General features: G+C 66.4%; 10 protein-coding genes. 5 read left to right on the top strand and 5 right to left on the bottom strand.

Going from position 1 to position 13,476, the window contains the following annotated elements; translation table 11 throughout:
- Positions 1-11: 11 nt before the first annotated feature.
- The 3 genes from F579_RS0107705 to F579_RS0107695 form a co-directional block, all read right to left on the bottom strand.
- Positions 12-839: an efflux RND transporter periplasmic adaptor subunit gene (locus F579_RS0107705; RefSeq protein ID WP_038029811.1), complete on the bottom strand. Its 828-nt coding sequence runs from the start codon at positions 837-839 to the stop codon at positions 12-14.
- 39 nt (positions 840-878) lie between these two features.
- Complete coding sequence (locus tag F579_RS0107700) at positions 879-2,141, bottom strand: TolC family protein (protein WP_019023715.1); 1,263 nt, start codon at positions 2,139-2,141, stop codon at positions 879-881.
- Between the two features lie 140 nt (positions 2,142-2,281).
- Positions 2,282-2,836 (bottom strand): thioredoxin family protein, encoded by a 555-nt coding sequence (locus tag F579_RS0107695; protein ID WP_019023716.1) that lies wholly within the window; start codon positions 2,834-2,836, stop codon positions 2,282-2,284.
- A 190-nt stretch (positions 2,837-3,026) separates the two neighbouring features.
- Between F579_RS0107695 and F579_RS0107690 the strand changes: the two genes are divergently transcribed.
- The 5 genes from F579_RS0107690 (at position 3,027) to F579_RS0107670 (ending at position 7,396) form a co-directional block, all read left to right on the top strand.
- Positions 3,027-3,512 carry an FxsA family protein gene (locus tag F579_RS0107690; protein ID WP_018139057.1) on the top strand — a complete coding sequence of 162 codons (486 nt, stop codon included), beginning with the start codon at positions 3,027-3,029 and terminating at the stop codon, positions 3,510-3,512.
- A gap of 136 nt (positions 3,513-3,648) precedes the next feature.
- Entirely contained in the window at positions 3,649-3,939 is a 291-nt protein-coding gene (gene groES, locus F579_RS0107685) for a co-chaperone GroES (RefSeq protein WP_018139058.1), read from the top strand.
- A gap of 52 nt (positions 3,940-3,991) precedes the next feature.
- Positions 3,992-5,650, top strand: coding sequence for a chaperonin GroEL (groL, locus tag F579_RS0107680; RefSeq protein ID WP_019023717.1), 1,659 nt, complete (start codon positions 3,992-3,994; stop codon positions 5,648-5,650).
- A gap of 412 nt (positions 5,651-6,062) precedes the next feature.
- The gene (locus F579_RS0107675) at positions 6,063-6,704 is read left to right on the top strand and encodes an OmpA family protein (protein WP_038029815.1); all 642 of its coding nucleotides are present in this window, start codon (positions 6,063-6,065) and stop codon (positions 6,702-6,704) included.
- Between the two features lie 191 nt (positions 6,705-6,895).
- A complete protein-coding gene (locus tag F579_RS0107670) occupies positions 6,896-7,396 on the top strand; it encodes a thioredoxin fold domain-containing protein (protein ID WP_019023719.1) in 501 nt (166 codons plus the stop codon).
- A gap of 73 nt (positions 7,397-7,469) precedes the next feature.
- Here F579_RS0107670 and F579_RS0107665 read toward each other — a convergent pair whose 3' ends face one another.
- Entirely contained in the window at positions 7,470-11,618 is a 4,149-nt protein-coding gene (locus F579_RS0107665) for a translocation/assembly module TamB domain-containing protein (RefSeq protein ID WP_019023720.1), read from the bottom strand.
- On the bottom strand, positions 11,615-13,405 hold the full coding sequence (locus F579_RS0107660) for an autotransporter assembly complex family protein (RefSeq protein ID WP_051076685.1): 1,791 nt from the start codon (positions 13,403-13,405) through the stop codon (positions 11,615-11,617). The genes F579_RS0107665 and F579_RS0107660 overlap by 4 nt, the downstream gene beginning before the upstream one ends.
- Between the last annotated feature and the right edge of the window lie 71 nt (positions 13,406-13,476).

The raw sequence follows: 13,476 nt of genomic DNA, 5'->3' as shown, positions 1-13,476 counted from the left end.
ACTGTTGGGCATCAGGAGTTTGTGCGAAGTTCGATCCGGGCCGGCTGGCCGGGGCGCAGCACGGCATCGTCGCTCGGCGAGAATTCGGCCTCGACCCGATATCCCTGATCGTCGTCTTTGCCTACAAGTTCCCAGCCGATCCGGTCGATCGTGCCAGAAAACTCGTAGTCGCCAACCGTAATCGTGACCTCCTGCCCCTCGCTGAGCGACTGGATACGCTCCGGTGCCACCAGGGCGCGGACGCGCATGGTGTCTCCCGATCCCAGTACCGCCAGTACGGCCGGCGCCAGGGCGGGATTCACGAACTGGCCGGGGGAGGCATCGATGCGCGTGATGCGGCCGCTGGCCGGGGCGCGGATTGTGGCGTCGTCGCGATCGGCGCGCGCCCGGTCGCGCTGGGCGCGGGCCTCGGCCAGACGCGCGGCGACGGTGGCCTGCTGGATGCGTGCCAGTTCCACCTCGCGCAGGGCGATCAGGGTCTGGTCGTACAGGTCCTCCGCCTTTTCGACCTCGCGATTGGCCTCGTCCAGTTCCAGTTGCAGGCGCTCGATTGCGGCCTGCGCGGCACGCAGGTCGGCCTCGACCCTGCGCGTATCCAGGCGGAACAGGGCGGCGTCCTGGTCGACATGCTCGCCCGGGCGGACCTCGATCGCCTCGATCTTGCCGGCCACCGGGGCCGTGATGCGGTAGGTCTGGCCCCAGTCCAGCTGGCCCTCCAATGCGCCGTTGTCGTCGGCCGACAACCCCGCGGGGGGCAGTATCAGCAGGGCACAACAAGCGAGCGTCGAGAGCAGCAGCCGTCGGCCTGGGGTGTCCGGGATCAGGCGATCGATGGACATCGGGTGTTCTCCCTCGGGGCGCCCGTGGGCGCGCATTCGTTAGTCCCCTTCCGCGATGGCCGTGCCGGCCAGGCGGAAGGGGCTCAGGTCGCTACGGCCGGTCAGCAGCGCCAGGCGCTCGTAGACCATGGCCAGTTCGAACTCGGTCTGGGCATTGAAATAAGCCGCCGCGCTTTGCTGGACCATCGAGTCGCCGAGATCGGCCTGGTCCTCGATGTCGTACAGGTAGCGGGCGCGGTCGATATACAGCTGGCGATAGTCCATGCGCCATTCGGCCTCGTCACGTTGCATTCGCAGGGCCTGGGCCTCGTGATAAAGCTCGCGCAGCCGGTTGCGGGCCTCGATGCGCGCCTGCCCCAGATCGGCCTCCGCGCGCTGGCGGGCCGCGACCGCATGCCCGACCCGGCTGTCCTGGCGGCGCCCCTCGTACAGCGGTACTTCCAGCACGAGCCCGGCGGCGAAGGGGTTGCGATCACCGCCAAACTCGCGGTTCCAATAGCCCGTCTCGGCCTCCGCATACAGACGTGGACGGCGCTGGGCGCGGGCCGCATCCACGCCACGTGCGGCGGCCTCCACTTGCAGGCGCTCCGCGGCAAGGGTCGGATTCGCGCTGTCGAGTTCGGCCATCAAGTCGTCCAGGCCCGGGAGTTCCGGGAGATCCAGCGGCAGGGCGGGTGCCAGCACGGTGCGAATGCGCTCGCCGGGGCGGTTCAGGGCCTCGGCGAGCTCGTCGCGGGCGCGGCGCTGATTCTGCAGGGCGCGCTGGCGCTGCACGCGCAGGGTCTGGTACTCCGATTCCAGGCGAAAGACCTCGATATCCGAGACCTGTCCACGTTGTGCGCGTTCTTCCGCACGCTCCTTGCTGACGAATGCGGCCGCCATGGCCTCGGTGTCGCGGGCAAAACCGAGGTCGGCGAGCAGGACGTTGAAGTACCGCTCCATGACATGCAGCGAGTGCCGGGCGTGCGCCAGGACCTCCATCTCGCGGGCGGCCTCGAGGCGCTGGGTACTGGCGGCCTCGCGCGCGTTCGACTGGCCAAAGTCGCTCAGCAGCTTGCGGGCGACGATGGTGGCCCGCGAGTCGTTGCGGCTCTGATCCGGGGCGAGGTCGTTGGGCTCGATCCAGCGAGCCTCCAGCCGCGCATTCACCGTGACGTCGCGCCCGGCCTGGGTGCCGGCCAGTTCCTGTTCGGCGATCTCGCGTTCCGCCCGCGCCCGTCGGACCTGGGGGTGGAGGGCGTCGACCGCGGCCAGCGCGCTTTGCAGTCGCAATGGGTCGGGCAGTGGTTCGGGATCGATCACGCCATCTGCCGGAGTGTCCAGTGCGCCACCGGTGGCAGGAAAAAGCGCAACGCCGAGTGCGACGAGACTGGCCAGAAGGGGCGTTGCGATTCGAAGCCGCGCCGTTCGGGGCGCCGCAGGGCCTGGATGCATTGGAGTACCTATCGTCCAGCGCGTTCGCGACGGAAGCGGGTGAAATTCCCGTCTTCGTAATGCCCTTCGGCGACGAATTCGCCCAGCAGCAGGAATTCGTCGACATCCCGGGTGGCCCCGGTGAAGCGAGCAATGGGTTCGCCTTCCAGGTTAAAGAACTGGAATACCGGCGTTGCACGTACCCGAAAATCGCGGGTGGCGAAGTCCATCATCGTCTTGGTATTGCCCTCGAACGTGACGACCTCAATCGAGCCCTCGACATCCACCGCGAAGATGCGGAAGCGCTCCTTGTAATACTCCTGTACTTCCGGCTGATTCAGGACCTGATTCTTCATGCGATGGCAGAACGGGCAGTCATCCATCTCGAAGAACAGCAGGATGCCTTTCTTGCCGGCCTCGCGAGCTTCTTCCAGCTCTTCCTGGAAGTCGCCGAAGGTCGGGTCGAAGAAGTGGTGGTTCGGATCACGTGGGTCTTCCACGCCAGCGCTGCCCAATCCCGGGAGCAGCAGGAGCAGGGCAGCCAGCAGGGCGGGGAGCAGGGAAATGATGCGGCGCGGTCTCATGCGGCTGGGCTCCGGATTTCTGAAGACGTTCACAGTTAAGACGGGCAAGAGCGTCCCTCAATTCCCTCCCGAATGCAAGGAAAAAGAGAACAAGTATGAGCGCTGGTGGCATGCCCCCAAGAGGGCTGTTCGACAGCGGTTTGAGGGCGTGTTCCAATGTTTTGCTCTTCTTGTCTGGAACCCGTTATTCATGCGCAGCCCGTTCCTCCCGTTGTTTGTTTTTCTCGGGTTGGTCTTGCTCGAGATCTTCGGCTTCGCCTGGGTGGGCGACGCCGTCGGGGCGCTGGCCACGGTGGCGCTGGTGATCGCGACGGCCGCGGCGGGTCTGCTGCTGTTTCGCCTGCAGGGGTTCTACCACTGGCGGCGCCTGCAGCAGAGCCTGGCCCGCGGCGAGATGCCTGCGCGCGGGCTGGTCGAGGGCTGGCTGCTGATGTCGGCGGCGGTCCTGTTGCTGCTGCCCGGATTTTTCACCGACGCGGCGGGCTTTGTATTGCTGGTGCCGCCGCTGCGGCGCTGGGCGGCCGAGGGCATCCTGCGTCGGGGCATGATCCGGGCACGCACGAGTGGCTCGGGTCCGGCCGGGCCGGGCGGCCCGATCGAGGGCGAGTTCCGTCGCCACGACGCCGGTGACGAGTCCGCGCCCGACGATCGCCTGGACCACGACGACCGCCGCTGAGAATTCTCCTCCTCTTGTGCCCTTGACTCGGCTTGGTGTGCCCCTATTATTAGCACTCGTTCGGGGTGGGTGCTAACAGGGCGCCTACCCGACATCCTCCAACCTGTTAAGAACATCGATATAAGGAGTTCGCACCATGAACCTGCGGCCTTTGCACGATCGCGTCATCGTGAAGCGTATGGAAGAAGAACGCACCAGCCCCGGCGGCATCGTGATCCCGGACTCGGCAGCCGAGAAGCCGATTCGCGGCGAAGTGGTTGCGGTCGGTAACGGCAAGATCCTGGAAAGCGGCGAAGTCCGCGCCCTGGACGTGAAGGCCGGCGACAAGGTGCTGTTCGGCAAGTACTCCGGCACCGAGGTCAAGGTCGAAGGCGAAGACGTCCTGGTGATGCGCGAAGACGACATCATGGCCGTGATCGAGGGCTAAGCCCCGCGCGGTCCGCCCCCTATCCCCATTTTTTGCAGGAGTAGAACGAGACATGAGTGCTAAAGAAGTCCGTTTTGGTAACGACGCCCGCACCCGCATGGCCAAGGGCGTGAACACCCTGGCCAACGCCGTGAAGGTCACCCTGGGTCCGAAGGGCCGCAACGTGGTCCTGGACAAGGCCTTTGGTGCTCCGACCGTGACCAAGGACGGCGTGTCCGTGGCCAAGGAAATCGAGCTGGACGACAAGTTCGAGAACATGGGCGCCCAGCTGGTGAAGGAAGTCTCCTCGCAGACCTCCGACGCTGCCGGTGACGGCACCACCACCGCGACCGTGCTGGCCCAGTCCATCGTCCGTGAAGGCATGAAGGCGGTCACCGCCGGCATGAACCCGATGGACCTGAAGCGCGGCATCGACAAGGCCGTGAAGTCCGCGACCCAGGAGCTGAAGAAGCTGTCCAAGCCGTGCACCGAGCACAAGGCGATCGCCCAGGTCGGCTCGATCTCCGCCAACTCCGACACCGCGATTGGCGAGATCATCGCCGATGCGATGGACAAGGTCGGCAAGGAAGGCGTGATCACCGTCGAGGAAGGCTCCTCGCTGGAAAACGAACTGGATGTCGTGGAAGGCATGCAGTTCGACCGCGGCTATCTGTCGCCGTACTTCATCAACAACCAGCAGAACATGAGCGCCGAGCTGGACGACGCCTACATCCTGCTGTTCGACAAGAAGATCTCGAACATCCGTGATCTGCTGCCGATCCTGGAAGGCGTGGCCAAGTCCAACAAGCCGCTGCTGATCATCGCCGAGGACATCGAGGGCGAGGCCCTGGCCACGCTGGTGGTGAACTCCATGCGCGGCATCGTGAAGGTTGCCGCCGTGAAGGCCCCGGGCTTTGGCGACCGCCGCAAGGCTATGCTGCAGGACATCGCCGTGCTGACCGGCGGCCAGGTGATCTCCGAAGAGGTCGGTCTGTCGCTGGAGAAGACCACGGTGGAAGACCTGGGTCGTGCCAAGAAGGTGCAGGTGACCAAGGAAAACACCACGATCATCGACGGCATGGGTCAGAACAAGGACATCAAGGCCCGCGTCGACCAGATCCGTGCCCAGATCGAGGAAGCGACCTCCGACTACGACAAGGAAAAGCTGCAGGAACGCGTGGCCAAGCTGGCCGGCGGTGTTGCGGTGATCAAGGTTGGTGCCGCCACCGAGGTCGAGATGAAAGAGAAGAAGGCCCGCGTCGAGGACGCCCTGCACGCCACGCGTGCGGCGGTCGAGGAAGGCGTGGTCCCTGGCGGTGGCGTGGCCCTGCTGCGTGCCTGCGCGGCGATCGCCAAGCTCAAGGGTGACAACGACGAGCAGACCGCCGGCGTGAACATTGCCCGTCGCGCGATGGAAGAGCCGCTGCGCCAGATCGTCTACAACACCGGCGAAGAGCCCTCCGTGATCCTGAACAAGGTCCTGGAAGGCAAGGGCAACTACGGCTACAACGCCGCGTCCGGCGAGTTCGGCGACATGATCGAGATGGGCATCCTGGATCCGACCAAGGTGACCCGCTCGGCGCTGCAGAACGCCGCGTCCGTGGCCGCCCTGCTGATCACCACCGAGGCCATGGTGGCCGAGCTGCCGAAGAAGGATGACGGCGGTGCCGGTGGCGGCATGGACGACATGGGTGGTATGGGCGGTATGGGAGGCATGGGCGGCATGATGTAAGCCGCTCGGCCTTTTGATACGCCAAGCAACAGGAGACCCCGCTGCGGCGGGGTCTTTTTGTCTGGGGCGCGTCGCCCTGTTCTTGTACACCGGAACCCACAAGTAATCTGTGTGTCCTTAAGGGAACAAGGTTCTTGGTGAGGTCGGCGTTTTTATGGGCAGTTGGTTGCCCTAGCCAGACAGAAGAAGGGAGTCGCCTGATCGCAGGCAGGTGTTTCCTTAATGTGACAACGTTGTGATGCCGATACAATTCTTGACTGGAATGCGTGCAAAACCGGAAAGCATGTGCCACTATCAAGCTGCTGTAGAGGGCTTGGCGCTCGCTGCTCCAGATTCCGGTCGGGAGTCAACCGTTCGGCAACGCGCTTGTCTCTGATCAGTCGTCGTTTGTTTTTACAAGGAGGCTATGAACATGAATCACAAGCTGGTTAAGAATATTCTGGCCGCGTCCGTGGCCACGCTGCTGATCGGTACCGCGAGCCAGGCAGTGGCTCAGGAGCCGCCGGCGGCCAACGTCACCGACCGTAGCGGCAATGTCGTAATGGATCGCTCCGGCGAGTGCGTGCGCACCCGTTCCTGGGCACCGGAAAACGTCCGCCATTCCGAGTGCGCCGGTTACATCCAGGAAACCGCCGAGGCCCCCGAGCCGGATCCGGCCCCCGAGCCCGAGCCCGAGCCCGAGCCCGAGTTTGAAACCACCACGCTGAGCGCCCAGGCCCTGTTCGATTTCGACAGCGCCGAACTGCGTCCGGAAGGCCGCGATGCCCTGCGTGAACTGGCCCGCAGCCTGACCGCCGACGACGCCGAGTACAGCTCGGTGCTGGTCGAGGGTCACACCTGCACCATCGGTCCGGCCGACTACAACCAGGGCCTGTCCGAGCGTCGCGCCCAGTCCGTGGCCGACTTCCTGGCCAGCGAAGGTGTGCGTGAAGATGATATCCGCACCGTGGGTTATGGTGAGGAACGCCCGACCGCCGACAACTCCACCCGCGAAGGCCGCGAGGCCAACCGTCGCGTGGAAGTGACCTCCGACGTGCGTCAGCGCGCCGACTAAGGTCTCCATAGCTGTCGGTATCCGGCCATCGGTTCGTCCGATGGCCCGGGAATCAGGCCCCGCTTCGGCGGGGCCTTTTTTATGAAGGGCGGTGGAGCTCTGCTCGTGTGGTTGGGGCGCGGCGCGGTCGTTAAGCTTTGGTTAAGCCTCTCGTCCTAGACTGAGTCCAAAACCGGAGGACCCTACTGATCATGAATCTGCATACGCTCAAGCTACAAAGGGACACCTTTCTGGTCGGCCTGACGGTCGTCTTGATGCTCGGGGGCATGTTGCTGTCTGGCGCCGCCTCCGCGCACGGGATCGAGCGGGCCACGGATCTGCAGTCTCTGACGCAGAATGGGGACGGCAAGCCGACCCTGATCATGTTTGCGTCGACCAGTTGCCCCTATTGTGACCGGGCGGAACACCAGCACCTGGGTCCGATGAGCGAGGACGCGAGCTACGAGGGTATCCATATCCGCAAGGTCATCCTCGACCGCGAAGAGGTGCGCGACTTCGACGGCGAGGTGCGCCGCGGTCACGAGCTGGGCCGTGCCTACGGGGCGCGTGTGGTCCCGACCATCATGGCCTTTGACGCCGAGGGGAATCCGGTGGGCGAACCGCTGATTGGTATCCCCAACGAACAGCTCTATCGCAGCCAGATCCGTCAGCGCATACAGCAGGTGATCCGCCACAACGGAGAATCGAGCTAGCTAGACACGTACCAGGCCGTTACGCGTGAAGAAGCTGTAACGCCCCTGGCCGGCCCCGGACCAGGATTCGGCCTTAGCGTTCGATCCGGTAGATCAGGTCCACGGTCTGCTCGGTGGTGCCGGAGGAGGTCTCCAGCGTCAGCCGCCGGCTGAGCTCATAGCTCAGCAACACCCTCGAGGTGTTGTCGAACAGGCCCACCGAGTAGCGCAGCAGCAGGCGCGGGGACAGATACAGCCCCAGGGTCAGGGCGCTCTCCTCGATACCGCCTTCGGTATCAATCGTGACCTCGTCCAGCCCCAGTTCCGTCCCGATCCGCTGGGTGATCAGCGCGCTTTGCTCCAGGCCGTAGGCCGCGGCCGCCGACGCGATCATGTTGCCGTCCGACTCCGACGCCCCCGACAGGGGCCGTCCGGTCAGCAGGAATGCCATGGCCTCGGTCTCGTCCATCGCGGGTTCCGAGAAGACCCTCGAGCGCAGGTTGTCCGGGGTGCCGCCGATCTCGAGGCCCACCGTTACGTTGTACTCGCGTACCGTGCGCACGGCGCGCAGGTCCAGTTCCGGTGTTTCCGCAGGCCCCTGGAACAGCAGGATGCCGCGGTCGACTCGCAGATCCTGTCCGTAAGCATTGAAGCGCCCCTCGGGGATGCGAATCTCCCCGAACAGCTGGGTGGGGCGCCCGGCAATCTCCTCGACATCCACCTCGCCGGCAAAGCGGGCAGTAAGCCCGTGGCCGTCAAAGCGCACGTCGTCACCCAGGCGGATCCGGATGCGGATATCCGTCTTCAGCGCCTGCGCCTCTTCCAGTTCCTCACCCAGGATGATCTCGTCTCCGGAGACGCGGATCGCGCCCGGGGGCAGGTCCGGCGGACGGATCCGTGCCCAGGGCAGCAGCACCTCCCCGCGCACGCGGATGCCATCCTCGGGGGTGAACACCAGCTCCAGGTCCGGTGTGATCGTCGCCTCGGCGTCCACCCGATTCACGGCGAGGAAGTCTTCTCCACGCAGTTGCATTTCGGCACGCGGTCCATCGTCCCCCAGGTCCACGCGACCCGCGAGGTCGATGGCACCATCGCCTGACTCCAGCCGCCCGTCCAGGGTCATCTCCTCGGCGGAGACGACGTTGGCGGTGACCTCGGGGATCAGGATGTCGATCCCGGCATCCGGGATCAGCACGCCCCCGTCGGTAAAGCGCACGGCGCCCTCGACCAGCGGGGCGACCAGGCGTCCACCGAAGGTCAGCCGGGCATCGAGCACGCCGCGAAGGCGCTGAATGTCGGGGCTTGCCGCCGCAATCCAGGAGAGATCATCCAGGCGGGCCTCGAGGTCGCCGTCGATGCGCATATCGTCGCCGTCGGGGCGCAGTTCGAGTGTCGCGCGTGCGATACCGCCATCGAGGAAGCCGAGCCGAAAATCGACATCCACGTCGCGGTCGCGTACCCGCGCATTGAGGTGGGCATCGCGATAGGGCACATCCTGCAGCTCCCCATCTTCGTCGCGAACCATCAGGCGACCGTCCGTCGGGCGCACGGCCAGGTCTGCGTCGATGCGCCCCTGGTCATCCAGGCGACCACTGGCCTCGGCATTGATCTGCCCCTCGATGCCCAGTTCAGGCGGCAACAGGGGCTCCAGCCAGCCAAGCTCCAGGTCCTCCAGCAGTGCACTGAAGTCTCCACCAGACGCCTCCTGCCAGCGGCCTTCTGCGCAGATGCGCCCGCCGTCCCGGGTCAGGCACAGGCGCTCGAGGCGTGCGGACTCCGGGCCGCCTTCCAGGGCGACCGGGGCGGGCAACGACCAGTCGCCCGCCTGGGGCTGCGTCAGGTCCAGCCGCGCCAGCCGGCCGCTCCAGTGCGTGGTGTCGAGGTCGAAGCCCCCCGCCAGTGCCAGTGTCAGCGTCCCCAGGTCCTGGCCGTCCACGTCCAGATCCAGGCGATGATCATCAATGGTCCCTGTGGCTCCGAGGCGCACGCTGGCCAGCTGAATCCCTGTGGCCGGTTCCAGGTTTTCAAGTCGCAGATCCAGCCGGGCGGGGGCATCTTCCGCGAGCCCGGCCTCGGCATTCAGCTGCAGCCGCGCCAGCGCGATATCCCCCAGCCGGAGCCCGGCACCGTCGCCCTCGGCCGCTATCTGTGGCGCCTCGGGAGACCCGGTTACGTGCGCATCCAGGTTCAGTCGTCCCGCAAGGTCGGGCCATAACTGGTGCAGTTCCGGGGCGTCTACCCGCAGGCGGAAATCCAGCGCCTCGGTCCAGCGGCCCTGTGCGCTCAGGGTATTGGCGCCGAGCGCCAGCTCCAGTTGTTCGACGGTCAGGGCATCGCCTTCCAGCTCGGCCCGTCCGTGCCCTTCGACCGGCTGCTCGCGCAGGGTGCCGGTCAGGCGTTCCAGCTCGGCCTGCAGCTGCAGGACGCCATCCTCGGCCTGCCGGCCGCGGGTGGTGAGTGTCAGGTCGAGGCGGCCCGGCGCCTCGGGCGTGATGATGGCCGGGTCCAGCGCCTCGGCCTGCAGTGCGAGGTCCCAGTCGAGACCCTTGGCCCAGCCCACGTCCCCTGCCAGATCCAGAGCCCCGCCGTCGTCCATCGCCAGGCGCAGGCGATCGATCCGGGCGCCGCTCTCGGTCAGGTCCACGCGCCCGTCGCCGGTCACGCCAATGCCATGACTTTCGGCCCGCAGGGGGGCCAGGTACAGCCGGGCCTGGAGCTGTCCCGAGGCAGGGGTGTAGCGACCCGACACGGCGATGCGCAGCTGCTCCAGGTGGCCTTCCAGCTCTTCCTGCAGGCGAGCGAGATCCGGTGCGGCCAGTGCCAGATCCATTTCGAGATCCAGCGCGTGCCCCGGATCGGCCAGGTCCCCGTCCAGCCCCGCGACCTGGCCACTGAGGGCAGCCGTCAGGGCGTCTTCGTCGACGTTGAGTTGGCTCTCGCGCAGGCGGGCCGTCCCGTCCGCGAGTGTCAGGCCCAGCTGCCCGGTCAGGGCATGGTCCTCGAAGTGGCCTCGCAGTTCGTGGATGTCGATCGCGGCTTCCAGGGCCGCGAGTGGTGTCTGTTCGGTATCCAGCGGGAGGTGGCCCTGCAGGTCGGCCCGCAGGCGTTCCAGGCCGGCGTCCATTTCCAGACCCAGGGGGGTGGGGTCGAGGTCGTCGAGCGCCAGTTGCAGGTCCCAGCCGAGGGCCTCGTCGAAACGGATGGGTCCGGCGAGCGTCAGCCGGCCAGCCCCGGAATCCAGCCTCAGTGTCTCGATCTCGGCCATGGACAAATCGCCGTGGGCCTGCAGCACGAGTTCGACTGCGGGCATTTCGTCCAGCCGGGCGCCGCCATCCAGGCCCAGCGACCAGTCGTCGGGCTCGCCGGAAGCACGCAGCCGTCCCGTGGCGACATGTGCGGTCTGGTCGGGGGCGAGGCGGTAGGCGAACGGGGTCCAGGTGGCCTCAACGTCGAAGCGCGGGTCCTCCAGCGCGTTGGCGACCTCGGCCTGCAGGGTCAGATCCACGCCGGCGCTCAGGACGTGATGCAGCCGCAGGCGCTCACGCAGGTGTCCGTCCAGCTCCAGTCGCCCCTGTGCCTCGTTGGTGTCGAGGCCTTCGGCCACGGCGTCCGGCAGGGGTGCGGTCCAGGTGCCCTCGGCGTTCACCGCGTAGTCACCTTCGGTTTCGATCCGCGCCTGTAATCGTGCCTGGATCTCTGGCATGTCCAGGGCGAGGTGCTGGAGTTCGATCAGGGCGCCGCTGGCGCGGGCCTGGGCCGCGATCTGCGTGATGGTGACCAGAGGCTCGCCTTCGCGGTAGACCCGCAGGTCACTCAGCAGGACATCCTCCAGCTGCACGGCCAGCGGGAGGCGGATCGCATCGGGCAGTTCGAAGGGCTCTTCGTCGTCATCGATCGCCTCGGGTGGCAGGTCAATCAGCAGCCCGGTCGCGTGAACGACCGGGATCCGCAGCTCGCCGCGCAGGCCCGCGCGGGCGTCGATGCCCAGGCGGCCCTCGTCCAGTTCGATGCGGGGGCCGTCCGGCAGGGACAGAAAGAGACCGTGGATTGTCAGCTCGGTGAACAGCGTGCCTTCGACACGTTCGATGCTCAGATCCACGGGCGCGTGCCGCTCGGCCTGTTCGGCCAGCCAGCGCGTGCCGCTCTCGGAAGTCAGTAGTGCGACCACGGACCCCACTGCGAGGACCAGGAGCAGCAGGACCCCGCCGATCAGCCACAGCAGTGCTTTGCCCAGGCGCCTCACAAGTCCGGTCCCATGGAGAAGTGGATGCGAAAGTCATCATCGGAGTCCGGACCGTGGGCGATGTCGACGCGGATCGGTCCCACCGGCGAGCGCCATCGCACGCCCATGCCGACACCGTAGACCGGGTCGAACTCGGTCCATTCGTTGACGACGTTGCCGGCGTCCACGAACGCGGCGGCGCTCCAGTTGCCGCGTACCGGGATGTCGTACTCCAGGCTGCCGACCACCTTGTGGCGCCCGCCGATCACGTCGCCGTCCTCGTTGGTCGGGCCGACCGTTTGGTAGCCGTAGCCGCGGATGCTGGCGTCCCCGCCGGCGAAGAAGCGCAGGGAGCTGGGCAGGTCGCGGACCGAGTCCACCTCGGTGAATCCGGCATCGGCGCGGGCCAGCACCCGTCCCGGGCCCATGGCACGTACGAACTTGCCACTGGCCAGCACCTGCGCGAACGAGGTGCTGGACAGCAGCTCTTCCTGGGCCCCCTGCACGGTGATGTCGAAGCGGTAGCCGCGACGCGGGGTCATCGGGTCGTCCGCCTCCATGCGGCCGATGCGGTAGGACGGGATCAGCAGACGGCTGCGGTCTGTTTCCTCGCCGACGGTGTAGTCCTCGTACTCGTAGCGCAGGCCCTCGGTGGTCTGCCAGCCGCCGGTTCGCTGCAGCACGCGGTTGGCCCCGATCTGGAAGCGGTCGGACTGCTGGGTATCGGTGTCCTCGGTGCGGTAGGTCGTGAACAGATTCAGCTGCTCGCGCAGCGGGTCCCGCAGCGGGATGGCGTAGTTGAAGCCCACGCCGGAGCGTACTGGCGAGGCCTCCAGCTCCGCGTGATAGCGGTGGCCGAGCTGGTTGGCGTAGCGGTTCTCGAAACGAAAGCGCAGGCGTGGGCCAATGTCGGTGGAGTAGCCGATGCCGGCCTCGTAGCTGTGCCGCCGACGGGGTTCGAACTCGGCCACGATCGGGACGTGGCGGTCCTCGGCCTGGTCGCGCAGGGGGCGTACCCGTACCCCGGAAAAGTACCCCGAGTCGTTCAGGTTTCGCTGCAGTGCGATGATCTGCGAGGAGCTGTAGGGGTCGCCCTCCTCGAACGGGATCATGCGTTCGACGAATTCCGGCGCCAGTATGTCCTGGTCCAGCGTGACCCGGCCGATGCGGTAGCGATCCCCCGTGTCCATGTGCAGGCGGATGGTCGCGGTGCGGTTTTCGCGGTCGACCTCCAGGCGGCGGGTGTGCAGGTCCGCGTCGAAATAGCCGCGATCCGCGGCAATCCGTGTCATGCGGTTGCGCAGGGTGTCGTAGCGGTCATGGCGCAGGACATCGCCTTCCTGGATGTCGGTCTGGCTGAGAACGGCCTCGAACGCGAGATCGCCAACCCCCTCGCCAGTGATCTGGATGTCGACGGTTTCCACGGTGGTCGGGGGGCCGGGATCGAACGTCAGATGCAGGTCCCAGCAGCCGTCGTCGTCGCGTTCCAGACTCAGGTCCAGTTCCGCGTCGTAATGGCCGACGGCGCGCAGGGCGTTCTGGGCACGCTGTTCCGAGTCGCGCAGCAGGCGGCGCTCGCGAAAGCCGGGCAGGTCGCAGGGCTGGCGCGCCAGGTTGAGGCTGTTGCGAATGTTCTCGCGCTGGAGCTCCGTACCGCCCTCCAGCACCAGACCCGGTACCGGGCCATCGTCCTCGTCGGCCGCCAGGGGAAACGCCAGCAGCACCAGGAGGATCCCGATCCATCGAACCTGCCGAACCGCGTGCGCATGTGACAGGGAAAACGGATGCGGGCGAGGGAAAAGGGTCATGAAACGATGATACCGGCTACCCGCGTGGATTCGGCAAAGAGCGCGTCCCTATCAGTGTCTCGTCGCGGGTA

Origin of the sequence: Thioalkalivibrio sp. ALJ21 (genome assembly GCF_000378605.1) — a bacterium.
GTDB lineage: Bacteria > Pseudomonadota > Gammaproteobacteria > Ectothiorhodospirales > Ectothiorhodospiraceae > Thioalkalivibrio.
This window is presented reverse-complemented; position numbering and strand designations above follow the sequence as displayed.

What these genes read in the sequence shown, in the direction of transcription:
- F579_RS0107660 (WP_051076685.1), bottom strand. Translation starts at nt 13,405, where the DNA reads ATGACCCTTTTCCCTCGCCCGCATCCGTTTTCCCTGTCACATGCGCAC.
- F579_RS0107675 (WP_038029815.1), top strand. Translation starts at nt 6,063, where the DNA reads ATGAATCACAAGCTGGTTAAGAATATTCTGGCCGCGTCCGTGGCCACG.
- F579_RS0107690 (WP_018139057.1), top strand. Translation starts at nt 3,027, where the DNA reads ATGCGCAGCCCGTTCCTCCCGTTGTTTGTTTTTCTCGGGTTGGTCTTG.
- F579_RS0107670 (WP_019023719.1), top strand. Translation starts at nt 6,896, where the DNA reads ATGAATCTGCATACGCTCAAGCTACAAAGGGACACCTTTCTGGTCGGC.
- groES (WP_018139058.1), top strand. Translation starts at nt 3,649, where the DNA reads ATGAACCTGCGGCCTTTGCACGATCGCGTCATCGTGAAGCGTATGGAA.
- groL (WP_019023717.1), top strand. Translation starts at nt 3,992, where the DNA reads ATGAGTGCTAAAGAAGTCCGTTTTGGTAACGACGCCCGCACCCGCATG.
- F579_RS0107695 (WP_019023716.1), bottom strand. Translation starts at nt 2,836, where the DNA reads ATGAGACCGCGCCGCATCATTTCCCTGCTCCCCGCCCTGCTGGCTGCC.
- F579_RS0107705 (WP_038029811.1), bottom strand. Translation starts at nt 839, where the DNA reads ATGTCCATCGATCGCCTGATCCCGGACACCCCAGGCCGACGGCTGCTG.